Origin of the sequence: Micromonospora parastrephiae (genome assembly GCF_016802865.1) — a bacterium.
Lineage (GTDB): Bacteria > Actinomycetota > Actinomycetes > Mycobacteriales > Micromonosporaceae > Micromonospora > Micromonospora parastrephiae.
Genome location: NZ_JAEVHM010000102.1, coordinates 1 through 21265 on the forward strand (window position 1 = coordinate 1; position 21265 = coordinate 21265).

At 71.3% G+C, this 21265-nt stretch carries 24 protein-coding genes; 14 read left to right on the forward strand and 10 right to left on the reverse strand.

From position 1 onward, the window contains the following. Nucleotides 1-147 precede the first annotated feature (147 nt). Nucleotides 148-639 carry a hypothetical protein gene (locus tag JNW91_RS19575; RefSeq protein WP_203176985.1) on the reverse strand — a complete coding sequence of 164 codons (492 nt, stop codon included), beginning with the start codon at nucleotides 637-639 and terminating at the stop codon, nucleotides 148-150. Between the two features lie 112 nt (nucleotides 640-751). Between JNW91_RS19575 and JNW91_RS19580 the strand changes: the two genes are divergently transcribed. Next, on the forward strand, nucleotides 752-1291 hold the full coding sequence (locus JNW91_RS19580) for a DUF1697 domain-containing protein (RefSeq protein WP_203176986.1): 540 nt from the start codon (nucleotides 752-754) through the stop codon (nucleotides 1289-1291). Between the two features lie 45 nt (nucleotides 1292-1336). Here JNW91_RS19580 and JNW91_RS32485 read toward each other — a convergent pair whose 3' ends face one another. After that, the gene (locus JNW91_RS32485) at nucleotides 1337-1747 is read right to left on the reverse strand and encodes a serine hydrolase (RefSeq protein ID WP_309244427.1); all 411 of its coding nucleotides are present in this window, start codon (nucleotides 1745-1747) and stop codon (nucleotides 1337-1339) included. Further along, nucleotides 1726-2004 carry a serine hydrolase gene (locus tag JNW91_RS33650; protein ID WP_309244426.1) on the reverse strand — a complete coding sequence of 93 codons (279 nt, stop codon included), beginning with the start codon at nucleotides 2002-2004 and terminating at the stop codon, nucleotides 1726-1728. Before JNW91_RS33650 ends, JNW91_RS32485 begins: the two co-directional genes overlap by 22 nt. Nucleotides 2005-2376: 372 nt before the next feature. Here JNW91_RS33650 and JNW91_RS19595 point away from each other — a divergent pair, with 372 nt between their 5' ends. After that, complete coding sequence (locus JNW91_RS19595; RefSeq protein ID WP_203176987.1) at nucleotides 2377-3228, forward strand: aldo/keto reductase; 852 nt, start codon at nucleotides 2377-2379, stop codon at nucleotides 3226-3228. A gap of 92 nt (nucleotides 3229-3320) precedes the next feature. Here JNW91_RS19595 and JNW91_RS19600 read toward each other — a convergent pair whose 3' ends face one another. After that, nucleotides 3321-4163 (reverse strand): helix-turn-helix transcriptional regulator, encoded by an 843-nt coding sequence (locus JNW91_RS19600; protein ID WP_203176988.1) that lies wholly within the window; start codon nucleotides 4161-4163, stop codon nucleotides 3321-3323. A gap of 102 nt (nucleotides 4164-4265) precedes the next feature. On the opposite strand from JNW91_RS19600, the gene JNW91_RS19605 reads away from it, so the two are divergent. After that, nucleotides 4266-5018: an SDR family oxidoreductase gene (locus tag JNW91_RS19605; protein WP_203176989.1), complete on the forward strand. Its 753-nt coding sequence runs from the start codon at nucleotides 4266-4268 to the stop codon at nucleotides 5016-5018. Nucleotides 5019-5103: 85 nt separating this feature from the next. Beyond that, on the forward strand, nucleotides 5104-6090 hold the full coding sequence (locus tag JNW91_RS19610) for an aldo/keto reductase (RefSeq protein ID WP_203176990.1): 987 nt from the start codon (nucleotides 5104-5106) through the stop codon (nucleotides 6088-6090). A 25-nt stretch (nucleotides 6091-6115) separates the two neighbouring features. On the opposite strand, the gene JNW91_RS19615 is transcribed toward JNW91_RS19610, so the two are convergent. Further along, entirely contained in the window at nucleotides 6116-6631 is a 516-nt protein-coding gene (locus JNW91_RS19615; protein ID WP_203176991.1) for a GNAT family N-acetyltransferase, read from the reverse strand. A gap of 132 nt (nucleotides 6632-6763) precedes the next feature. Between JNW91_RS19615 and JNW91_RS19620 the strand changes: the two genes are divergently transcribed. From JNW91_RS19620 to JNW91_RS19630, 3 genes are read left to right on the forward strand one after another with little or no spacing between them, the layout of a single operon-like run. After that, nucleotides 6764-7318 carry an NADPH-dependent FMN reductase gene (locus JNW91_RS19620; protein WP_203176992.1) on the forward strand — a complete coding sequence of 185 codons (555 nt, stop codon included), beginning with the start codon at nucleotides 6764-6766 and terminating at the stop codon, nucleotides 7316-7318. 25 nt (nucleotides 7319-7343) lie between these two features. Beyond that, nucleotides 7344-8357 (forward strand): ATP-binding cassette domain-containing protein, encoded by a 1014-nt coding sequence (locus JNW91_RS19625; RefSeq protein WP_203176993.1) that lies wholly within the window; start codon nucleotides 7344-7346, stop codon nucleotides 8355-8357. Further along, nucleotides 8354-9208, forward strand: coding sequence for an ABC transporter permease (locus JNW91_RS19630; protein WP_203176994.1), 855 nt, complete (start codon nucleotides 8354-8356; stop codon nucleotides 9206-9208). The genes JNW91_RS19625 and JNW91_RS19630 overlap by 4 nt, the downstream gene beginning before the upstream one ends. Before the next feature lie 54 nt (nucleotides 9209-9262). Here the strand turns inward: JNW91_RS19630 and JNW91_RS19635 are convergent, their stop codons facing one another. After that, nucleotides 9263-12493 carry an ATP-binding protein gene (locus JNW91_RS19635; protein WP_203176995.1) on the reverse strand — a complete coding sequence of 1077 codons (3231 nt, stop codon included), beginning with the start codon at nucleotides 12491-12493 and terminating at the stop codon, nucleotides 9263-9265. Between the two features lie 130 nt (nucleotides 12494-12623). On the opposite strand from JNW91_RS19635, the gene JNW91_RS19640 reads away from it, so the two are divergent. Then, nucleotides 12624-13076, forward strand: a complete 453-nt coding sequence (locus JNW91_RS19640; protein WP_203176996.1) for a helix-turn-helix domain-containing protein — start codon at nucleotides 12624-12626, stop codon at nucleotides 13074-13076. Continuing rightward, complete coding sequence (locus JNW91_RS19645; protein WP_203176997.1) at nucleotides 13069-13437, forward strand: DUF4180 domain-containing protein; 369 nt, start codon at nucleotides 13069-13071, stop codon at nucleotides 13435-13437. Before JNW91_RS19640 ends, JNW91_RS19645 begins: the two co-directional genes overlap by 8 nt. Before the next feature lie 5 nt (nucleotides 13438-13442). Here JNW91_RS19645 and JNW91_RS19650 read toward each other — a convergent pair whose 3' ends face one another. Continuing rightward, nucleotides 13443-14078: an 8-oxoguanine DNA glycosylase OGG fold protein gene (locus JNW91_RS19650; protein WP_203176998.1), complete on the reverse strand. Its 636-nt coding sequence runs from the start codon at nucleotides 14076-14078 to the stop codon at nucleotides 13443-13445. Nucleotides 14079-14249: 171 nt separating this feature from the next. Here JNW91_RS19650 and JNW91_RS19655 point away from each other — a divergent pair, with 171 nt between their 5' ends. Next, entirely contained in the window at nucleotides 14250-15032 is a 783-nt protein-coding gene (locus tag JNW91_RS19655) for a hypothetical protein (RefSeq protein ID WP_203176999.1), read from the forward strand. A gap of 39 nt (nucleotides 15033-15071) precedes the next feature. Here the strand turns inward: JNW91_RS19655 and JNW91_RS19660 are convergent, their stop codons facing one another. Beyond that, entirely contained in the window at nucleotides 15072-15989 is a 918-nt protein-coding gene (locus JNW91_RS19660) for an S-4TM family putative pore-forming effector (protein ID WP_203177000.1), read from the reverse strand. 235 nt (nucleotides 15990-16224) lie between these two features. On the opposite strand from JNW91_RS19660, the gene JNW91_RS19665 reads away from it, so the two are divergent. Beyond that, on the forward strand, nucleotides 16225-18381 hold the full coding sequence (locus tag JNW91_RS19665; RefSeq protein ID WP_203177001.1) for a hypothetical protein: 2157 nt from the start codon (nucleotides 16225-16227) through the stop codon (nucleotides 18379-18381). Further along, complete coding sequence (locus JNW91_RS19670) at nucleotides 18351-18647, forward strand: hypothetical protein (protein ID WP_203177002.1); 297 nt, start codon at nucleotides 18351-18353, stop codon at nucleotides 18645-18647. Before JNW91_RS19665 ends, JNW91_RS19670 begins: the two co-directional genes overlap by 31 nt. 6 nt (nucleotides 18648-18653) lie before the next feature. On the opposite strand, the gene JNW91_RS19675 is transcribed toward JNW91_RS19670, so the two are convergent. After that, nucleotides 18654-19040 carry a peptidase inhibitor family I36 protein gene (locus JNW91_RS19675; protein WP_203177003.1) on the reverse strand — a complete coding sequence of 129 codons (387 nt, stop codon included), beginning with the start codon at nucleotides 19038-19040 and terminating at the stop codon, nucleotides 18654-18656. Between the two features lie 410 nt (nucleotides 19041-19450). On the opposite strand from JNW91_RS19675, the gene JNW91_RS19680 reads away from it, so the two are divergent. Continuing rightward, nucleotides 19451-20299: a fibronectin type III domain-containing protein gene (locus tag JNW91_RS19680; RefSeq protein ID WP_203177004.1), complete on the forward strand. Its 849-nt coding sequence runs from the start codon at nucleotides 19451-19453 to the stop codon at nucleotides 20297-20299. Between the two features lie 36 nt (nucleotides 20300-20335). Here the strand turns inward: JNW91_RS19680 and JNW91_RS33970 are convergent, their stop codons facing one another. After that, a complete protein-coding gene (locus JNW91_RS33970) occupies nucleotides 20336-20680 on the reverse strand; it encodes an HNH endonuclease (protein WP_203177005.1) in 345 nt (114 codons plus the stop codon). Here JNW91_RS33970 and JNW91_RS19690 point away from each other — a divergent pair. Continuing rightward, the gene (locus JNW91_RS19690; RefSeq protein ID WP_203177006.1) at nucleotides 20609-21046 is read left to right on the forward strand and encodes a VOC family protein; all 438 of its coding nucleotides are present in this window, start codon (nucleotides 20609-20611) and stop codon (nucleotides 21044-21046) included. The two genes, JNW91_RS33970 and JNW91_RS19690, sit on opposite strands and share 72 nt — an antisense overlap. Nucleotides 21047-21265: the final 219 nt, after the last annotated feature.

Consider the following 21265-nt stretch of genomic DNA (forward strand, 5'->3'; position numbering starts at 1 on the left):
CCCGGACCAGTGCGACACCGGCCACGGCGACCGCGCCGATCCCGGCTGCAAGCACGCAGCGGCCCCGGTTGCGGGCCGGAGCCGCCGCCAGGGCGGCGCCGACGGTCAGGGCGACCAGGAGTACGCCGGTGGCGAAGGCCGCCGGCGTCAGCTCCGGCTCCCGGTCGTCGGTGACTCGATCCCGGCGGCCACCACCGCGAGCACCCCGGCCACGCAGGCCGCGCCGGTCAGCACCCTCCGGTCGGTCGCGGGCGGCGGCGCACCGCGCGCCCACCAGGACAGGCCCGCCGCGAGTACGCCGAGCACCGCCCAACCGCCGGCGGCGAGCAGCACGGTCGACCCCGTACCGGCCGGGTCGGCCCGGTCGATCGCCACGTCGGCCGCGATCCAGAGACCGCCGAGCACCACGGCCGGACCGCTCCACCTCGGCTGCCCCCGGCCGGCCAGCAGCAACCCGAGCACGATCGCGGCGACCGTCACGAACCGCAGGTCCCGTGCCCAGTAGGCGTTGTTGCCCGGCAGCCGCTCCGACCACGGGCCGATCGGCTCGGCCAACGGTTGCAGCACGGTCACGCCGACCGCCCAGAGCAGCACGGCGGCGGCGCCGAGGAGCAGCCCGACCGGGCGCGCGGATCGCATCCGTGGACGGTAGCGGCCCGACCGCCCTCGCGGGGAGGCGTGCTCACCCGACGGTGCTGATCGGGCCGGGCGACCTACGCTGAGCGGACCGTCCGCATCCGAGGAGGAGCCCATGACCCGGTACGTCGCCCTGCTGCGCGGGGTCAACGTCGGTAGCACCCGGCTCGCGATGGCCGATCTGCGCCGGATCGTCAGCGACCTCGGGCACGACGACGTCAGGACGTACCTGCAGAGCGGTAACGCCGTGTTCGGCAGCAGCGTGCGCGACGCCGAGAAGCTGGCCGACGGGATCGAGCGGGCGCTCGCCGACGAGTTGGGGCTGACCGTGCCGGTGCTGGTGCGCAGCGCCCGCGAGCTGGCGGCGGTGGCCGGCGGCAACCCGTACGTCGACCGGGAGGACGACCCGAAGAGGCTGCTGGTGGCGTTTCTGCGCACCGCGCCGGCGAAGTCCACCGTGGACGCCCTCAGCGTGCCCGGCGGCGAGAACGTGTCGTTCACGGTGACCGGCCGGGAGGTCTTCCTGCACTACGTCGACGACGGTTACGGGCGGTCGAGGTTCAACAACATGTACCTGGAGAAGAAGCTCGGCGTCGTGGCCACCACGCGGAACTGGAAGTCGGTGCGGGCGCTGGCGGAGATGGCCGCCGCCTGACTGTGGCGGGTGGTCGCGGCGGTCGTGACCACCGCCTTGGGCCGGTCAGAAGTGGTACGCGGTCTCGTACTCGGGCACCAGCACCCGGCTGCGCGGCGAGATCCGGCGCACCGCCGCGATCATGTCGTTCAACCGCTCACGGTCGTTCGTGGCGACCGGCGGCGGGTTCTCCAGCGGCGTCTCCGCCAGGTCGACGTCGATCCGACGATGGGCCAACTCGTCGGCGCGGGCGAAGACGGCGATGGCGTACCGGCCGCCGTCGGGATACTCGGCGGCCCCGGCCTCCAGGTGCAGTCCGGGCAGGGCGCCGGTCTTGCCGGACACCCGTACGCCGGGCGGGAAGCCGGCAGCCAGGCGGGTCCAGAAGATCTGCCGGGCCATCCAGGTGCGGACCATCGCGCACGCCGCCGCCGGGCCGGCCTCGTCCCGCCAGATCAGCGTGAGCAGCCGGGTGATCTCCCGGGCCGTGCTGGAGGTGGTGTGCGCAGCAGCAGGTCCGCGGCGGTGACCAGGACACGCTCGGCGGGATCGACCTGACCGGCCTCGACCTGCCGGGCGAACTCCAGCACCAGCAGGATCTTGAAGATCGACGCGATCACCACCTGCTCGTCGGCCCGCACCGCGACCTCCCGGTCGGCGCCGTCCAGGTCCACGACGTGCAGGCTGGCCGTCACGCCGGCGTCGGCGAAGATGCCCCCGATGCGTTCGCCCACGTCCACTCCCGCACGGTATCCAGCGGAGTCGGACCGGCGTTGGCGTAGGGTCCGGCCGTGGACCTGCTCCGGCACCTGCGGCACTTCGTGGTGGTCGCCCGCGAGCTGCACTTCGGGCGTCGGCGGCCTGGCCGGACCGGTCGGCGCATCCGGCGGCGCCGATGGTCGGGCAACTCGCCGCCGACGTGCTCGCCGCCGCCGAACCGGCCCCGCCGGCGCCGCCCTCGGTGCCGGCGGCGCGGCCGTGGCCGGTGCTCTTCGACACGACAGGGTGATCCGGTTCGCCGTTGCGCTCGTCACCCCGTGTTGGGCGGTGAATCGCCCACCCGCCCGGGTATGGATGACGGGTAACGAAGACGCGAAGGAGCCGCAGTGGCAAACACGATTCCCGACATCAGCCTGAACGACGGCACCACCATTCCGCAGCTCGGCTTCGGGGTGTTCCAGATCGAGCCGAAGGACACCGTCGCGGCGGTGACCACCGCGCTTGAGGTGGGCTACCGGCACATCGACACCGCCGAGATGTACGGCAACGAGGCCGAGGTCGGCGAGGCGGTACGCGTGTCCGGCCTCGACCGGGGCGCGGTTTACGTGACCAGCAAGCTGAACAACGGCTTCCACCGCCCGGACGACGCCCGTAAGGCGTTCGACTCGACGCTCGCGGCGCTGAAGATGGACTACATCGACCTGTTCCTGATCCACTGGCCGCTGCCGACCCTGTACGACGGCGACTACGTCTCGACCTGGAAGGTGCTGGAGGAGTTCCAGCGCGACGGCCGGGCCCGCTCGATCGGCGTGTCGAACTTCCAGGTGTCGCACCTGCGGCGGCTGGCCGACGAGGCGAGCGTGGTGCCGTCGGTCAACCAGATCGAGGCGCACCCGTACTTCGGCAACGAGGAGGTCCGCGCGTACGGCCGCGAGCACAACATCCTCACCGAGGCGTGGTCGCCCATCGCGCAGGGCAAGGTGCTCGACGACCCGACGGTGGTCGACATCGCCGAACAGCTCGGCCGCACCCCGGCCCAGGTGGTGCTGCGCTGGCACGTGCAGCGCGGCGACATCATCTTCCCGAAGTCGACCACCCCGAAGCGGATCGAGGAGAACACCCGGATCTTCGACTTCGAGCTGGACGACGCGGCGATGGAGCGGATCACCGAACTGGACAAGGGCGAGGCCGGGCGGCAGGGCCCGAACCCGGACACGTTCGCCTACGTCCCCCGCTGACCTGAGCCCGCCGCCCGGCGGGTGATGTCCCGACGGGCGCTATACCTCACAGTCATAAATATGGCTGTGAGGTATAGCGCTCGTCTGCGAAGTCAGGAGCCGACACGCTCGGCGAGCCGCCGGAACACCGCGTGCGTCGGCGAGCCGGGCTCGGGAACGTAGACGATCATCCGCTGCTCGGTCTCCGGCACCAGCAGCACACGGCACTCGAACTCCAACGGCCCCAGGTCGGGATGCGGCACCCGCTTGATCACCGGACGGCGTTCCTCGACCTCGTGCTCGGCCCAGAGCCGGGCGAACGACGGCGAAACGCCGAGCAGTTCGGTGACCAGCTCGCGGATCGCGGGGTCGCCGGGGTAGCGACCGTAGGCGGCGCGCAGGTCCGCCACCGTGCCGTGCACGAACCGGCGTACGTCGGCATCGGCCGAGTGGGCCTCGGTCACCGGCTGCCGGAACGTCCAGCGGATCATGTTGCGATCCGCGTCCGGCACGGCCGCGAGATCTCCCACGAAGTACGTGGCCAGGCGGTTCCAGGCCAGCACGTGGTAGGCGGCGTCGACGAGGTACGCCGGAGTCTCGGTCATCGCGTCGAGCAGGTGCCGTAGGCCGGGGGTCACCTCGCGGCTCGGGCCGACGGTCGGTGGCGGGTTCTCCCCGGCGATCCGGAACAGGTACTCACGCTCGTCGCGGCTCAGCAGCAGAGCCCGGGCCATCGAGGCGAGCACCTGCCGGGACGGGTGCGGCCCCCGGCCCTGCTCCAGCCGGATGTAGTAGTCGATCGACATCCCCGCGAGCTGGGCGACCTCCTGCCGACGCAGGCCCGGGGTGCGCCGGCGTACACCCTCGGGGAGGCCGACCTCGGCGGGGCTGAGGCGGGCACGACGGGTGCGCAGGAACGCCGCCAGTTCGTCCCGCCGCAGGCCGTTGCTCGTCATGCCCCCAGCATGCCCCGCGTCGCGCCCGCGAAGGTGGTACCGCCGGTCCCAGCATCGGCCCGTCCCTCCCGGGGATCAGCCGGCGGGGACAGGCTCGACGGCATGACGAACATGACCGCCCTGATCACCGGGGCCAACAAGGGGATCGGCTTCGCCACCGCCCGACAGCTCGGTGCCCTCGGGATGACCGTGCTGGTCGGCGCACGGGAAGCGGAGCGGGGCCGGGCCGCGGAGCGGGCGTTGCGCGACGGCGGCGCGGACGCGGTGTTCGTGCCGCTCGACATCACCGACGCCGAGTCGGTGCAGACCACGGCGACGTTCGTGCAGACGGAGTACGGCCGACTCGACGTGCTGGTCAACAACGCCGGCATCGTCCTCGCCGACGGCACGCGCGGGCTGCCCAGCGAGACGACCGTGGCGACGATGCGCCGGCTGTACGAGACGAACGTGTTCGGGGTGGTGGCGGTGACCAACGCGCTGCTGCCGCTGCTGCACCGGGCACCCGCAGGCCGCATCGTCAACGTCTCCAGCGAGGTCGGCTCGATCGCGGTGATGACCGACCCGGCCGGCGCGCTGTTCGAGTTGACCTCCGTGCCGTATCCGTCGTCGAAGGCTGCGCTGAACATGCTCACCGCCATGTACGCCAAGGAACTGCGGGACACCGGAATCAAGGTGAACGCGGCGAACCCCGGCTACTGCGCCACCGACCTGAACGGCAACAACGGCTTCCGTACCGCCGAGCAGGGTGCGGAGGTGAGCGTGCACCTGGCGACGCTGCCGGCCGACGGGCCGAGCGGGCTGCTCTGGGGCTTCCAGATGGACGCCGGCGGCGGGTACGGCGTGCTGCCCTGGTGAACGAGCGCTTGACCTGGAGCGCACTCCAGCCGTCAGGGTGATCCCCGGGGCGCCCGCCGGTAGGGCGCACGGAAGGAGACACCTCATGCGGTACCGCACCATCGGCACCGACCCGGCGACCCGGCGCGAGGTCAGCGTGCTCAGCCTCGGTGCCATGCTGTTCGGCAGCGCCACCGACGAGGCCACCTCGTACGCGATCCTCGACCGGTACGTCGAGGCGGGCGGCACCTTCATCGACACCTCGGACAACTACGCGTTCTGGGTCGACGGCTCCCAGGGCGGGCAGAGTGAGGAGCTGCTCGGACGGTGGCGACGCAGCCGGGGCGTCGGCGCCGAGATCGTCATCGCCACCAAGCTGGGCGCCCGCCCACTCGCCCCGGGCACCAGCTATCTGGACAACGCCGAGGGCCTGTCGGCGAAGGTGATCCGCGAGTCGGCGGAGCGCAGCCGGGACCGGCTCGGGGTGGATCGGCTGGACCTGCTCTACGCGCACATCGAGGACCGGACGGTGCCGCTCGCGGAGACCGTGGAAGGCTTCGCCGAGCTGGTCGCCGAGGGGACGGTGGGCCTGCTGGGCGCGAGCAACCACCGCGCGTGGCGGGTGGAACGGGCCCGCGCGCTCGCCGCAGCCGCCGGCCTGCCGGGGTACGAGGTGCTCCAGTACCACCGCAGCTACCTGCCCAACCGCACCGACCTGGCCAGCGCGCTGGATCCGGACGGCGAGCCGGGCGGTGTCAGCGGCGACCTGCTCAGCTACCTGCGCGCCGAGCCGGAGCTGACCCTGGTGGCGTACTCGCCGCTGCTCAAGGGGGCGTTCACCCGGGCGGACAAGCCGCTCAGCGACGCGTACGACCTGCCGAGCGCGCCCCGGCGGCTGGCCGCGCTGCGGGAGGTGGCCGGGCAGACCGGCGCGACGGTCAACCAGGTGGTGCTCGCCTGGTTGCTGGGCGGCGACCTGCCGTCGATCCCGCTGGTGGGCGCCTCCTCGGTGGCTCAACTGGAGGAGAGCCTCGCCGCGGTGGAGCTGGAGTTGACCGCCGAGCAGCGGCACCGCCTCGACACCACCTGGTGACCTGCGCTGGGCCGCCCCGCCGACGTCAGCCGTCGGTCGGCGGGGCGGTCAGGTCGAACTGCCAGTCGTTGGCGCGCATCATCCGCCCCGGCGGGTACTCGAAACCCGTCTCGCCCAGCAGCGTGAAGCCGGCCTTGCGGCAGACCGCGTTCGAGGCGGGGTTGTCCACCGACGGGTACGCGTGCGCGTAGCGCCGGTCCCGTCGAGCGCGGGCCACGTCGAGGGCCGCGCGCACCGCACCGGTCGCCAGCCCCTGCCCCCGGTACGCGGGCAGCACCGCCCAGCCCAGCTCGTACACCGGTTGGTCGCGCCACTCGCGGGCCCAGTAGCCGACGCTGCCCGCCCGCGCGCCGTCCGGCAGCACCACGGTGAACATGCACCCCTGGCCGGTGTCGGCGAAGTGCACGTACCGGTCGTGCCGGGCGAGCACCTGCTCGTCGGTCTCCGGCCCGCCGGTGTGCTTGCGGGTGTCCGGTGAGTTGAGCTGTCGCAGCAGGTCGAGGTCACCCTCGCGCCACGGCTCGATGCGTACCTGGACCATGCGACCCCCCTGTTCGTCAGCCCCAGTCAAGCCGATCCCACCGACATTCCGGCCCCGAAACACCGCCCGCTAGATCCGATCTAGCGGGCGGTCGGCCGTCACCTCGCGCCTGGAGGCTGGGAGGAGGTGGCGATGACACCGTTGCGAATCGCCGTGATCGTCGGCAGCACCCGGGAGGGGCGGGCCGGCGACCGGGTCGCCCACTGGTTCGTCGAACAGGCGAAGCGGCACGACGACCTGACGGTGACGGTCGTTGACCTCAGCGAGTACGACTTCCCGGCCCGCTACCCGGCCGCGCCGACCGCGTCCATCCAGGCCTTCGTGCGTGCGGTGGGCCGGGCGGACGCGTTCGTCGTGGTCACCCCCGAGTACAACCACAGCTTCCCGGCACCCCTGAAACAGGCGATCGACTATGCGTACGACGAGTGGCAGGCCAAGCCGGTCGGCTTCGTGTCGTACGGCTGCCGGTCCACGGGTCTGCACGCGGTCGACCAACTTCGCACGGTCTTCACCGCGTTGCACGCGATGACGGTGCGCGACGTCGTCGGCATCGACCTGCTCGCCGGCGAGCCGACACCGCAGTGCACCGACGAGCTGCGCCACGACACCAACGTCCTGCTCGACCAGCTCCGCTGGTGGGGTCTGGCGTTGCGCGACGGCCGCGCGGCACGGCCATACGTCTCCTGAACACGCCCGACGAAAGGTAAGGATCATGAGTAGACGCACCACCGGCCTGGCCATCGAGGCCGAGGGGCTCACCCGCTCGTTCGGGGAGACCCGGGCGCTGGCCGGCATGGACCTTCAGGTGCCCGCCGGCACCGTCTACGGTCTGCTCGGCCCGAACGGGGCGGGCAAGACCACGGCCGTCCGAGTGCTCGCGACGCTGCTGCGCCCCGACGGCGGCACCGCGCGGGTCTTCGGGCACGACGTGGTCACCGAGGCCGACACGGTTCGCGGCCGGGTGAGCCTCACCGGCCAGTACGCCTCGGTCGACGAGGATCTGACCGGTACGGAGAACCTGGTGCTCCTGGCCCGCCTGCTCGGCCTGCGCAAGCCGGCCGCCCGCGACCGTGCGGCGGCCCTGCTCGCCGCGTTCGGTCTGACCGAGGCGAGCGACCGCCAGGTGAAGAAGTACTCGGGCGGCATGCGACGACGTATCGACATCGCCGCGAGCATCCTCAACACGCCCGACCTGCTCTTCCTCGACGAGCCGACGACAGGTCTCGACCCGCGCAGCCGCAACCAGGTGTGGGAGATCGTCCGGGCCGTGGTGTCGCACGGGACGACCGTGCTGCTGACCACCCAGTACCTCGACGAGGCCGACCAGCTCGCCGGGCGGATCGCGGTCGTCGACCACGGCCGGGTGATCGCGGAGGGCACCCCGGGCGAGCTGAAGTCGTCGGTCGGCTCCGGCACCGTCCACCTGCGACTGCGCGACCCCGGTCAGCGACCCCAGGCGGAGAAGGTGCTCCGGGAGGCGCTCAACGTGCCGGTGCAGCTCGCCGCCGATCCGGTGGCGTTGACCGCCCGGGTGGGCGAGGCCGGCAGCGACCTCGACGCCAGCGCCCAGGCCGCCCGCGCGCTCGGTGACCTGGCCCGCGCCGGCATCGTCGTCGACGACTTCTCCCTCGGCCAGCCCAGCCTGGACGAGGTCTTCCTGGCCCTGACCGATCATCCGGCCGTGTCGGCCGACGAGCGCGACGACGAGCTGGAGGCAGCCCGATGAGCAACGCCACCACCACGACCGAACGGGCGCCGTCGGTCTACGTTCCGTCCGCCGAGGCGCTGGCGACCGTCCTCGCGCCCGGCGCCCGGCCGCCCCGGCCGAGCGCGCTGGGCGCGTCGCTCACCTTCGGCTGGCGGGCCCTGCTGAAGATCAAGCACGTGCCGGAGCAGCTCTTCGACGTGACCGCGTTCCCGATCATCATGGTGCTGATGTTCACGTACCTGTTCGGCGGCGCCCTCGCCGACAGCCCGCGTGACTACCTGCAGTTCTTCCTGCCCGGCATCATGGTGACAAGCGTCGTCATGATCACCATGTACACGGGCGTCGGCCTCAACACCGACATCGAGAAGGGCGTCTTCGACCGCTTCCGGACGCTGCCCGTCTGGCGGCCGGCCGCCCTGGTCGGCATGATCTTCGGCGACGTGCTGCGCTACATCCTCGCCGCCGTGGTGATCCTCGGCGTCGGGCTGGCGCTCGGGTTCCGTCCCGACGGCGGGGTCGCCGGGGTCGCCGCGGGCATCGGACTGCTGGTGATCTTCTCGTTCGCGTTCTCCTGGGTGTGGACGTTCTTCGGGCTGATCCTGCGCAGCGAGAAGTCGGTGATGGGGGTCAGCATGATGGTGCTGTTCCCGCTGACGTTCCTCAGCAACGTCTTCGTCGAGCCGAGCACGATGCCCGGCTGGCTCCAGGCGTTCGTGAACGTCAACCCGGTGAGCCAGCTGGTCGCCTCGGTCCGTGCGGTGATGTCCGGCTCGTCGGACCCGTCGGCCACGATGTGGCTGCTGGCCTGGAGCGCCGGCTTCGTGCTCGTCTTCGGCACGCTGACGATGTACAAGTACAACCGCCGCTGACCCGGCCCTTCCGACGGGCGCTGCCACGGCCGTGGCGGCGCCCGTCGACCGGTCTCACAGCCGCCAGGGCGGTGGGTTGGGCGGTAGGTAACGGCAGGTGCTGCCGGTCGAGACGGACTCGCGCAGGTGGCTGGCCAGCGCCGGGTGGCGATCGTCGAGCTTGCGCAGGGTGTCCCGGATCCGCGCGGTCACCGTCTTACGGGCCCGCTCGGCCTCGTCGCCCAGCCGGCGGCTCCGACCGGCCAACCCCGCCGCGGCGCGCAGTTCGTCGAGCAGCGCGCCGCGCTCGGCGTCCAGCGCGGCCACCTTCCGCTCGTCGTCACGCGCGGCGGCCCGGTCGATCTCCTCGTCGAGGCGTGCCAGGTGCCGCCGGTAGCGGGCCTTCGCCTCGTCGTCGAGGACCGGGTCGCCACCCATCCGGCGGGCGGCGACCAGCTCCGGCCCGGCGGCCGGGTCGAGCAGCTCCACCGCCGGCACGTCGCTGCCCGGCCGGCTCAGCAGTAGGTTCAGGTCGTGCAGCCCCTTGGCGTCGGGCAGGTGCACCACGACACCGCCGTACGCGAGCTGCCAGACCGGGCCGTCGCGCCGAAACTCGTACCCCTCGATCGCGGGCGCCGCCGGCGCGGCCTGGCCGGGCGCGTCGAGCTGGCGTGCGGCGCTGGGGGTTGGGACGCCGAGCTGGTGGAGCACCTGCGTCATCCCGAGCGCGGTTGCTTCCTGGACGGCGGCGGCGCGCAGCGCGGCCAGCGTCTCGGCATCGCCGGGGTGGTTGCGGCCGGCGAGGGCCTTCGCGAGACCCGCGCGGGCGATCAGCGACCAGGGCCGGGAGCCCAACCGCTCGGCGGAGTCACGGGCGGCCGTGAAGCCGGCGACGGCGTCGTCCCAGCGTTCCTGAGCGGCGTCGATCAGCGCCAGCCAGTGGTCGACGGGGCCGCTGATGTCGCAGCCGAAGAGCCCCACCGCCCACTGGCCACGGTGCGGGACGAGCGCGGCCCGCGCCTCGTCGCAGCGACGCGGATCACCGGATGCGGCGGCGGCCTGCGCGCGCAGCCGCGCCCAGAGCGGCGACACCGGACGCGGATAGCGGGTGCCGGTCGCCTCGATGCCGGCGGTCAGTCGGACGGCCGTCTTATCGTCGCCGCGTTCGGCCGCGCTGATCGCCCGCAGCAGCTCCCGGTAGGGGTAGTCGGCCGGGGCCAGCCCGTCCAGCAGGCTGTCGACCTCGGCGAACCGGCCCTGGAGCAGCAGCCGGGACCAGAGCAGGTGATGGCCCATGAAGGCGAACTCGGCGTGGCTCGGATCGGCGATGTCGGTGAGGACGACGAACCGTTCGTCGGCCTCGGCGAAGTCACCCCGGAATGCCGCGATGATCCCGCTGTCGATGGTCGCCGCCATCCGGTGCCGGGCGAGGTCGCCCTGCTGGTTGGCGGCGACGAACGCGCGGAACTCCTCGACGAATCGGGGGTCGTCCAGCTCCAGCAGCGCCACCCAGCGCAGCGAGGTGGCCCACAGCTCGGTCTGCCGGTCTCCGGTCCGGCGGGCCACGGCTCGGATCTCGGCGGTCAGCTCGGCCCGGGCGGCGGCGGTGCCGAGCCCCCAGGTGGTGTCGTGGCGGGCCCAGAGGCTGAAGGTGAGCGCCTCGTCGTCCTGCCCTCGGCGGGCGATCGTCTCGGTGGCGGTGATCAGGTCGGCGATCAGCGTGCCGACCGACGCGTCGGCGTCGGGCTCGCCGATGAGCCGCCGGTACGCCTCCCGCACCAGTTCCGCCGACTCCAACGAGCGCACGGTCTCCACCTGACGGGAGCGGTACACGATGAGCGCGACCCGGGCCAGCAGCACCGGCTCGTCGAGTGTGCGGGCCAGCGTCGCGGCCTCGCCCAGCAGCTGCGCGGCCTCGTCCCGGCCGGCGTGGTGATACTGCACCTCACCGAACTCGACAAGGATGCGCACCCGTTGCGTCCGGTCCTGGACGACCTCCAGTGCCCGGTGGAAGTGCACCGCCGCCTCGTCGGTGGCCAGCCGGGCGAACGCGTGCCGCCCGGCGGCGACCAGCAGCTCGGCGACCCGGGCGCGGTCGAGGGTTGGGCCGGCCAGGTAGGCGTGACGGGCCAGGTCGGCCGGGATCAGCTGGTCGCTGAGCTCGCGCAGGTCGTCGACCGCCCGCACGATCGCGCCGTGCCGGGCCTGCCGGTCGTCGTCGGTGAGCCCGTCGTAGAGGGTCTCCCGCACCAGGTCGTGGGCGAAGGCGAACCGGCCGCCGCCCTGGGCGACCACCAGCCGGGCGGTCACCGCCCGGTCGAGCATCCGGTCGACCTGTGCCGCCGGGGCCGTCGCGCTGGCCGCCAGGACCTGTCGGTGGAACTCGCGGCCCAACACGGCGGCGACGGTCAGTGTCTCGACCACCGCCGCAGGCAGTTGGGCCAGCCGCCGTCGCACCGCCTCCCGTACGCCGGGCGCGATGGTGCCGGTGGTGCCGTCGGCGTGCCACAGCCGGGCGGTCTGTTCGACGAAGAACGGGTTGCCGCCGGTGCGCCGGTGCACCTTGGCGACCAGACCGGCGTCGGGCTCCCGCCCGGCGGTCCGGGCGATCAGGGCGGCCACCTCGTCGCGGGCGAGGCCGGTGAGGGTGATCATGGTGGACTTCGCGACCAGCGGCATCAGCAGGGGGCGCAGCGGGTGCTCGCCCGACTCGACCTCCGCGTCGCGGTAGGTGCCGATCAGCAGCAGCCGCTCGAACCAGGTGTGCTGGGCGGCGAACCCGAGCAGCCGCAGCGAGGCCGGGTCGGCCCAGTGCAGGTCGTCGAGCACGACCACGACCGGTCGGCGTTGGGAGACCGCGACCAGCGCCGCGGTCACCGCGTCGTACAGGGCGAACGCCTCCTGGTCGGCGACGTCCCGATCCTCGCTGACGGGCGCCCAGCCGTCGGCGAGCCTGCGCAGGTCGTCCGTGCCGGTCTCGCCGAGCAGGGCCGCGAGGGCCGGCTCGGCCTCCGGCCGTGCGACCGCCCAGTCGTCGGCGGAGCGCCGCAGGGCGCGTAGCACCTGCACCCACGGCCAGTAGCCGGGGGCGCTGTCGGAATCCCAGCAGGCGGCGCCGAGCACCAGCGCCCCGCGCTGGCGGGCGTCCCGTGCCGCCGACGTGACGAGGGTGGTTTTCCCGATGCCCGGCTCCCCGGTGACCAGGACGAGACCGCCGTGGCTGGTGGCGGCCCGGTCCAGTTCGGCGCGCAGCAGACCCGCGGGGTGATCCCGCCCGATGATGGCGTCGCCGAGCCGCGCGTCCATGGTTTCCAGACGGTACTGGAATCGTCCGACAGTACGGGCGGGTCTCGCGCAGACCTCTGGAGCTGATGCCACAAACGGGTCAGGCCGAATGATTACCTAAACTTCCCTATACGAGCTACGCTAGGGAACGATGACGGAAGAAATGTACTCGGTCGAACAGGTCGCCGACCGCCTCGGCCTGCACGTGCGGACGGTGCGGGGCTACATCCGCTCCGGCCGGTTGAGGGCGGTGCGGATCGGCAAGCAGTACCGGATCGGCGCCGGTGATCTCGACGCGCTCACCGGACAGGCCCGGGCGGCGGCCAGCGTCGTCGGGCAGGCGGAGGTGTCGAGCATCGTGCAGATCGACGGCGTCGACCGGGCCGCCGCCGACCGGCTCGGCACGCTCGTGCTCACCAGCGCCAACACCGGCCACGACCAGGCCAACCCGCTGCGCGTGCAGACGGTGCACGACGAGGAACGCCACCGCATGAAGATCATCATTTTGGGTGGTCCGGCCGCCACCGCCGAACTGCTGCACCTGCTCGACGCCGTCCTCAACGCCGACAACGGCCTACTCGACCGGGAGGTCCACGATGCCTGACGAGATCCACGAACGCGTTGGCGTGCCGGTGCTGGTCTGCGACCCGGCCGGCCCGACCGTCGCCACCGAACAGGACGCGCTGGACCTGATCGGCGCGGCCTTCCTCGGCGCCCAGGTGGTCGCCGTACCGGCCAACCGGCTCGACGACCGCTTCTTCTCGCTGGGCACCCGCTTCGCCGGCGACGTGATGCAGAAGTTCGTCAACTACCGGGTGCGACTTGCCGTCATCGGTGACATCTCGGCGCAGCTGGAGAACAGCTCGGCGCTACGCGCCCTGGTGCACGAGTCGAACCAGGCCGGGCACATCTGGTTCGTCCCCGATCTCGACGCCCTCGACGACCGCCTCCGCGGCGCCGCGTAGCCACCTCACCGGTCGTGGACGACCGCCATCTCCACCCCGTCCGCCTCGACTCCCCCTGGCCCGGGCCGCTCGGCCGCCCAGCGCAGATAGGCCAGCCACTCCTCGGATGACCAGCCGTTCCGGCGGCCGACACCGGCCTCGGCGGGGAGCCGGCTGGCCACGAGCCGGTCGAGGATCAGGGGCTGCACCCCACCCACCCCGCGCCGGTAGCCCACGAAGTAGAGGACCTTCGTGAACAGGCCCGGCCCCAACCACGGCAGCCGCGCGTGGTCGGGGTCGCGGAAGCGGCGGTACGCCGTACGCAACGCTTCCTCATCGGGCGCTGGTGTGGACACCTCCTCCAGCGCGTACGCCAGGCGCTCGCCCTCCGGGTCGGCGCCGAGTGACCTGGCCGCGCGCCACGGCCCGTACCCGATGGGTCCGTAACCCCAGACCAGCACGGCGGTCAGCAGTTGCCGCACGCTCGCCGAGCCAGCCCGGTACGCGTCGGCCACCGCGAAGACGTCGGAGCGCCAGATGACGCCTGTCGACGGGAGGCTGTCGGGCCACGCGTCCGGCGGCAGCCCCGCCCGCCAGCGGTCGACGCGCACGGTGACCGGGGCCTGCTCGCCCGACACCACCACACTGTCGGTCACCTGCATGGTCGCCTCCCTCGGCTCGTCCTCGTCCTCGTCCGAACGCTATGGCCGAGGCCCGCCCGTCGACCGGCCGTGAACGCCATATCGCGGTATCGAATCCCGCACGTCCCCCGCGTTGTTCCATCGGCGAGTCCTTCACGCCAACCAGTGCAGGACACAGGCAAGCTGTTCGACATGGGGCCAGAAGTCGTCATCGCCGCGGTGTCCGCAGTCGTTGCGCTGATCAGCGTGGCGGTGACGTACCGGACCGCCCTCGTCACCCACCGCCTGCAGGACGAGGCACGCAACCGCGAGAAGGTGGAACTCGCGGAGGATCTGTTCCGGCGGTACCGGGTTCCACTGCTGTCGTCAGCGGAGTCGCTGCAGTCTCGACTGCACAATGTCCTCAGCCGAGACTTCCTGCACGCGTACCTGCACGATGGTGACGCCGAGGACCGGTACTACGTCCGCCACAACACGGTGTACGTCCTCGCCGAGCACCTGGCCTGGCTGGAGGTTCTCCGCCGGGAGCAGCGCTTCCTCGATCTTGATTCGGTGAAGAGCACCAAGGAGCTCTTCGCCGCGATCCAGCGGATCCATCACCCCCTGGCGACCGACGGACTGCCCGGCCCGTTCCGCGTCTTCAGGGGACACCAGCGCGCCATCGGCGAGGTCATGCTGCACCGGGTGGAGACGTCCGATGGCACGGTGACCGACGTGCTGGGCTACGCGGCCTTCTGCCACCGCCTTGAGACCGACCCGGGATTCGCATCCTGGTTCAACCGCCTCCTGGCGGAGGTGGACGACGTGGAAGCGGGGGGTCGCCGCGGAAACGAACGGCTGGTACTCCTGCAGAACGAACTCGTCGCGCTCATCGAACTGCTCGATCCCAGGGGCGAATGGCTCCCGCTGGAGCACCGCGAACGGTTGCCGCGAGCGGACGTGACCGTGCCCGCCTCGCGGACACCCAACGGCTGACGGTCGCAGCTCGGCTCAGGGGTCTTCCGCGCGGGTGCGTCAGTCGGTGCGGGGGGTCGGTCTGCGCAGCAACTCGGCCAGGTTGCCCATCGCGGCCTGGAAGTCGACCCGGTCGGCGGCGTGGAACCGGCGGAAGAACCAGTTCGGTACGCGAGCCTGCCCCCGCCTGCTGTGGAAGATCAGGTCCTGGGTCTGCCGGGCGAGGGTGAGCAGGTCCGCTGCGGTGGGGGCGTCGTCGCGCCGGGCGGTGGCGACGACCTGGTTCTGCAGAATGGTGAGGGCCCGGTCCCGCTCGGCGGCGACGTCACGCTGACCTCGGTAGATCTCCAGCCCCAGCAGGAGAGCACCGAGCGACGGGACGAACCACTGCGTCAGCAGGGCGGCCACGGTCAGGTCGGCGGTGACCGCGAAGACGACACCCGCGCTCGTCCAGAACCCGACGCCGGCCAGCACCGCGTACGCGTAACGCCGTCGCACCCGGGCACCCCACCCGAGGTTCTGCTGCTGGCAGGCGAGCACGTCGTACGGGCGCGGTAGCGGCGGGATCTCGTAGTAGTCGCGGAGGTACTGCTCGTCGTCCCGGTAGGCCCGTTCGAGTCGGCTGACCTCCTGCGGGCCGAGGGGTTCGCCGGCCGCCACCGCATTCCAGGGCAGACCGAACAGCCGCACGTCGAACATCTCCTGGAGAGTGGCGGCCCGGCGGATCTGGCCGGTGGACCAGGAGGCGAGCCCGGTCGCGTTGAGCACGGCCCAGAGGGCCCCCACGGCGGTGACGCCGGTGGCCGACACGCCGGTGAAGGCGACCACCGCACCTGCGACGCCGATGGCGACAGAGAGCGCCATGCGGAGGTTGTCGAGCCGTTGCGCCCGGGTGTGGCAGACCGACATGGCATGCAGAAGGGCCATCATCTCGGGCCGGTTCTGCCGCCTGAGCAGGGAATCAGTACGCTCTGTCACATCAGCCTCCCCTCCCGGTGACCGAGTCTACATCCAGCTCAATAAATGTGACCCAAAGTGACGAAACGACCCTCCAAAGTGACCATCCAGCTACCATTTAGTAGGTTTCACAAGTGACTGCGAATTACTCACTCGTTCGCCCGGAGTCGAGGTAATCTCCGGAGGCCGCGCACATCCCGCGCACCCCTCTTGTCGGCCGACACAACCCCCGGTCGTTCCTGTCCACCTCCCGCTGATGAAGGGCCGACCGACGGGCATGAACGACGGCCTCGACGACCTCATGCAGGACCCGGCAGCCACGAAACGGCTGCGTCGCTGGGCGGAGTTGCGTGGTGGCACGGTGCGGGCTCCGAGCCGCCCCTTGCGCACCCGCGGTTTCACCGACGCGTACCTGGTCACCATCACTTTCAGCCGACGCGGCAACGGGCCGGGCAACAGCACCCAGAAACTCATCGTCAAGGTGCAGGGCCGGGGCACGAAGGAGCCGGAGCGGCACGAGCAGGCGTGGCTGTCCAACGAGGACTTCGCCAAGCGCCATCTGGTGCGGCAGCCCTACGGTGGCCTGGACGTCGACGACGACCGCATCATGACGTTCCAGGAGGTCGCCAATGACGGCGGCCCGGTGACCACCCTGGACGACATCGACGAGGAGTACCTTGTCCCGACCTTCGCCACGGTGACGGACCGGGTCCTCAACGACTGGAACCGGCGCCCGAGCGACGCCGGCCTCAGGGGTCGACCGATCGGCACCACCACTATCGGCGACTACATCCGGGGTGAGCTGACCGTTGCCGGCGTCCTGGCCGAGGTGCCGCACCTGGCCGCCCGCGTCGGCCTGCCCGACCCGTCGAGCGACTGGCTGGTCATCGACGGTGTGGTCCTGCCGAACCCGCTGCGGCTGGTCGCCCCGGATGCGCCCGAGCAGGAGCCCAGGATCGACTACGTCCAGGGGTACGCCCACGGCGACCTGCACGGCGGCAACATCCTGATCCCGCTCGACGGCGTACCCCGACCCACCGCGTTCCGGCTGGTCGACCTCAGCGCCTTCGCGGAGGACGCGCCGCTCACCCGGGATCTGGTCTGCCTCCTGCTGACCACCGTGCTGCGCCATGTCGCACCCCGGCTGGCCGCCGACGGTCCCGGGCTTCCGACGACGCAGGCAGACGCACTGGTCAACAAGCTGCTCCACCCGATCGTCGACCGGCCCAGCCTGGCGCTGCCTCGCCTGCTGGACGACCTGGTCAACTCGGCCCATCTGCTCGTGCAGAGCGGCGCGAAGGGCGGCTGGGGCCCGGAGTGGCGGACGCAGTACCGACTCTCCATGATCAGCCAAGCGCTCATCTGCACCACGTTCGACAACCTCAGCCAGGCCGGGCGGCGTTGGTGCTTCCGGCTCGCCGCCGAGGCGTACAACGGGGAGTTCTTCCCCTCGGCCGCACGGCCCGCACCGGCCGGGCTGCCCGTGCTGCCGCGCCTCGCGAGCGACATGTCGGCGCAGCCACGTACCCCCGCCCGACCGCCGGTGCCGCGAGCCGCCAGCGGCGGGGTCGACCTGGGCTGGTCGCCCAGCGTCACCGCCGAGCAGGGCTCGCTGCACGCCGAGCCGTCCCGCCCGGTGGCCACCGCCGTCCGGACCGGCAACGCTCCGATGGCGACGCACGCCGGGCCGACGGACAACTCGATCCGCCCCGACCCCTGGGTCGGCAACAACCGATCGAACCCGCAGCGACCCGGGCCGTTCGGGGACGGCGTACCGCAGCCGCGCCGGCCGCTGAACGACGGCCTGCTCTGGTCGCGGTCCGTGGCGAAGCGACGGACGATACCGAGAACACGACTGCGGTTGATCACCGCAGCCGTCCTCAGTGGGGTGTCCCTGAGCACCGCGGTCGGCTGCCCCACGCCGATCGGATTGGACCGTCCGAGGGGAACGACCACTCTGCCGACGCGGACCGTTCCGGAGGGAGCGGACCGCGGTGCGTCCCGGGACGAGGCGAGCCAGCGACTGACCGACCTCGCGCTGAAGGTCGCGGAACTGCGCGACCCACCGCCGCCAGGTCCTTTCACCTTCACCTGCCGACAGGTGTGGGCGTTGGAGGCGAGGGACAAGCACGAAGATCAGAAGATCCTGTTCCAGGAGGTACGCCTCTGGTGGAACTCCCGCCTGTCGGGTCGCTCGATCACCGTCAACGAGGAACCGGGGCGGCGAACGGAGCCTCCGGACGACGACACGTACGCCGAGGGGGAGCTGTCGGAGGTCCTGCCCCTGCCTGCGGCGAACGCGACCGAGCTACGAGACCAGCTCGCGCGGCTCGCGCCGAGGGTCCGCCGGCACGGCGGAACGCAGCCGGGGAGCTGCGGCGCGTGGCCACGTTCCACCGCTACCACCTGTTGACGCCCCGTCAGCGGGCGGCGCTGCTGCTGCACCTGGCAGCGACGACCGGAATCACCTACCGCGAGGAGCAGCTCGACCGCGCGGACCGACCCGGGCACGCGTTCAGCGCCGACGATGATGAGGGCCGGCGCGACACGCTGATGTTCGGCGAAGACGGGCGGCTGCTCAGCCACGAGGTGACCGGCGCCGGCGACTCCTTCATCAGCTACGACCTGCTGCTGACCACCACGCGAACCGAAACGACCGCCGACCTCGACTGCACCTGACCCTGCTCAGGGGCAGTACCGGTCGACATAGTTCGGCCACTCCCGGTACGGGGCGGCGTCACTGCGGACCCGGTTGCCGGTGCCGATGGTGAACAGATTGGTGCTGTTGTAGTAGAACGACACGGACCCGCTGCCGAGGTTGTAGTGCGCGGACTCGATCCTGTACTGCCACTGCCAGGTGGCGAGGTTCTGTCGGCCGCACGAGGAGAGCCGGCCCCGGGGGTAGCCGAAGTTGGGCAACTCGTAGAAGCAGTACCACCCCGAGGGGCAGTCGGCCGTGGCGAGCACCCCGACGGGCCGCCGCAGGGTGACGACGAACGCGCCATCCTGGTAACTGATCTCGTTGTCGTTGATCGCTCTGCCGCCCGGATGCTCGGCCAGATAATTCGCCATCTCCTGTCGGAGACCGAGCTGATCGACCACGGCGGCGCGGGCCGGCGCGGGAGCTGAGAACACGAGCAGGAGCCAGCCGAGCCCGGCGGATAAAGCTGCCCGAAAAGGGAAAGGAGTGACCATTCGACACCTCGCGATGTGAGCGCGCAGGGACCTGAGGGGCGCACCCATGGCCGGCTCAGCATCGGGTGCGAGACGCGGGGAATCGATGGAAACCACCGCTCGACAAGCATATGAACGCTCCACTGTGATCACCAGTGGTGCGCAAAATCTGAGGTGAGGCCGCACCAACAATGCCCACATAAGCGTATTGAGTGCCGGCTGCGACATGGAAGTTGCATCCAGCCAGGCCGCGCGGATGATGGAAAAAGACATTGATGGTGGCGGATTACTTATTTACCATCCCAACCATGCGTCCTCGTCGCGTAACCGTCGCCGTCGCCGTCGCCGCACTGGCGAGCCTGCTCGTCGTCGGCGTGGCCCGCGCCGACGGCCCAGCGATCAGCACCCCCGGCAGCCCGACGGTGGTAGCCAACGAGCCATACCAGCTCACCCTCAGCTGGACACCCTCCACCTGGGTCGGCGAGCGACCCATCAGCTACGAGGTGCAGGTACCGCTGGGTCCGAACACGTACCGCCTCCTCGGCACCACGACCGACACCGCGATCACCTTGACCGACCTGGCACCCGGCACGACGTACCGGATCGCGGTCGCCGCCCGAGCGCTCGGCGGCTACTCCGACAGCTCGCCTGCCACCACCGTGCGGACCGCCACGGGCCGCGCGACGGTCAGCTACCTCAACCTGGACTGGGCTCCGACGAACAACCAGATCCAGCACGTCGTCCGGGTCACCAACACCGGCACCGGACCGCTCGACCTGACGACGGTGCGGGTGCGCTACCACCTGCGCTTCGAAGGCGGCAACACCTCGCTGGTGCCGAACTGCGACTGGGCCGCACTGGGCTGCGACCGGATCCGGCAGACCGTGCAGTTCTTCATCCCACCGGGCGGGCCGCCGGGCTACCCGACCCCGGGCACCGCCGCCCCCGGCTGGGTCGAGCTGACCTTCACCAGCGGGACGCTCGAAGCTGGTGCGTCGACCGGGCCGATCCAGCTACGGCACCACCGGCACAGCTGGAGTGACATCGACGAACGCGACGACCCGAGCTGGCTCCCCGCCACCGGGCAGTGGACCGAGAACGGGCGGATCACGCTGGACGTCGACGAGGTACGCGAGTTCGGCGACACGAACGCCTGACCGCTTGCTGGGGAAACCCAGCCGGCTCCCACTCCGTCAAGGAATGCGTGCCACTTCGCGTTTATGCCGGAGCAGCGCTCCCAGGTCCGGCAGGTCATCGACTGTCGCCGGTAGGCGGAGGCGCTTGCCGTCGTAGCTGGAGTAATGCTGATTACCCGTCGATACATGCAAGACGTACGATTCGTCGATCCAGATCAGTCCCCGGTCCAAGAGGTTGTGCAGGTCAGCCCGGAGCAGGATGCCATTACTGACCTGATTGGTGGCCGGCCCGTCGTACGGGTCGAGGTGATCGCGGGTTAGGTTACGACCATGGAGCAGCGGATCAGCCTCGTCACCCTCGGAGTCACGGACGTAGCGCGGGCCAAGGCGTTCTACCAGCACCTCGGCTGGCGGGGCCAGGAGGTCGAGGAGACGGTCTTCTTCCAGGCCGGCGGCTTGGCGCTCGTCCTCTGGGGCCGGGACAAGCTGGCCGAAGACGCGGGCGTCGATGATCCGGGCACCGGTGGCTTCGGCGGAATGGCCCTCGCCCAGAACGTCCGCTCCCGGGCGGAGGTCGACGAGTTGATGGCCACGGCGGCAGCCGCCGGTGCCGAGGTGACCAAGCCGGCGCGGGAGACGTTCTACGGCGGCTACGCCGGCTGTTTCGCCGACCCGGACGGTCACGTGTGGGAGATTGCCTGGAACCCCGGTTTCCCGCTCGGCGCGGACGGCGCCCTGACCGTTCCCGACTTCAGCGCCACCAGCTGACGCGGAGCAGGAAGAGTCACGGCGCCGCGGATGGGCAGAGCAGCCGGTCCACCAGCGGGAGTTGGAGAGGATCCAGGCAGACCCTCAGCAGCGTGGGATCCGACCGCGACGGCGTCGCGCTGGGGGCGGGCGCGGTCTGTGTGGCCGATGCGGTGGGTTTCGGAGGGGCTGGCGTGGGCGCGACCGCGGTGGGCGCCGGACCGGGGGTCGGGGCCGACG

Coding starts and splice junctions, on each gene's coding strand:
- JNW91_RS19575 (WP_203176985.1), bottom strand. CDS start 639: ATGCGATCCGCGCGCCCGGTCGGGCTGCTCCTCGGCGCCGCCGCCGTG.
- JNW91_RS19580 (WP_203176986.1), top strand. CDS start 752: ATGACCCGGTACGTCGCCCTGCTGCGCGGGGTCAACGTCGGTAGCACC.
- JNW91_RS19600 (WP_203176988.1), bottom strand. CDS start 4,163: ATGACGAGCAACGGCCTGCGGCGGGACGAACTGGCGGCGTTCCTGCGC.
- JNW91_RS19605 (WP_203176989.1), top strand. CDS start 4,266: ATGACGAACATGACCGCCCTGATCACCGGGGCCAACAAGGGGATCGGC.
- JNW91_RS19610 (WP_203176990.1), top strand. CDS start 5,104: ATGCGGTACCGCACCATCGGCACCGACCCGGCGACCCGGCGCGAGGTC.
- JNW91_RS19615 (WP_203176991.1), bottom strand. CDS start 6,631: ATGGTCCAGGTACGCATCGAGCCGTGGCGCGAGGGTGACCTCGACCTG.
- JNW91_RS19620 (WP_203176992.1), top strand. CDS start 6,764: ATGACACCGTTGCGAATCGCCGTGATCGTCGGCAGCACCCGGGAGGGG.
- JNW91_RS19625 (WP_203176993.1), top strand. CDS start 7,344: ATGAGTAGACGCACCACCGGCCTGGCCATCGAGGCCGAGGGGCTCACC.
- JNW91_RS19630 (WP_203176994.1), top strand. CDS start 8,354: ATGAGCAACGCCACCACCACGACCGAACGGGCGCCGTCGGTCTACGTT.
- JNW91_RS19635 (WP_203176995.1), bottom strand. CDS start 12,493: ATGGACGCGCGGCTCGGCGACGCCATCATCGGGCGGGATCACCCCGCG.
- JNW91_RS19640 (WP_203176996.1), top strand. CDS start 12,624: ATGACGGAAGAAATGTACTCGGTCGAACAGGTCGCCGACCGCCTCGGC.
- JNW91_RS19645 (WP_203176997.1), top strand. CDS start 13,069: ATGCCTGACGAGATCCACGAACGCGTTGGCGTGCCGGTGCTGGTCTGC.
- JNW91_RS19650 (WP_203176998.1), bottom strand. CDS start 14,078: ATGCAGGTGACCGACAGTGTGGTGGTGTCGGGCGAGCAGGCCCCGGTC.
- JNW91_RS19655 (WP_203176999.1), top strand. CDS start 14,250: ATGGGGCCAGAAGTCGTCATCGCCGCGGTGTCCGCAGTCGTTGCGCTG.
- JNW91_RS19665 (WP_203177001.1), top strand. CDS start 16,225: ATGAAGGGCCGACCGACGGGCATGAACGACGGCCTCGACGACCTCATG.
- JNW91_RS19675 (WP_203177003.1), bottom strand. CDS start 19,040: ATGGCGAATTATCTGGCCGAGCATCCGGGCGGCAGAGCGATCAACGAC.
- JNW91_RS19680 (WP_203177004.1), top strand. CDS start 19,451: ATGCGTCCTCGTCGCGTAACCGTCGCCGTCGCCGTCGCCGCACTGGCG.
- JNW91_RS19690 (WP_203177006.1), top strand. CDS start 20,609: ATGGAGCAGCGGATCAGCCTCGTCACCCTCGGAGTCACGGACGTAGCG.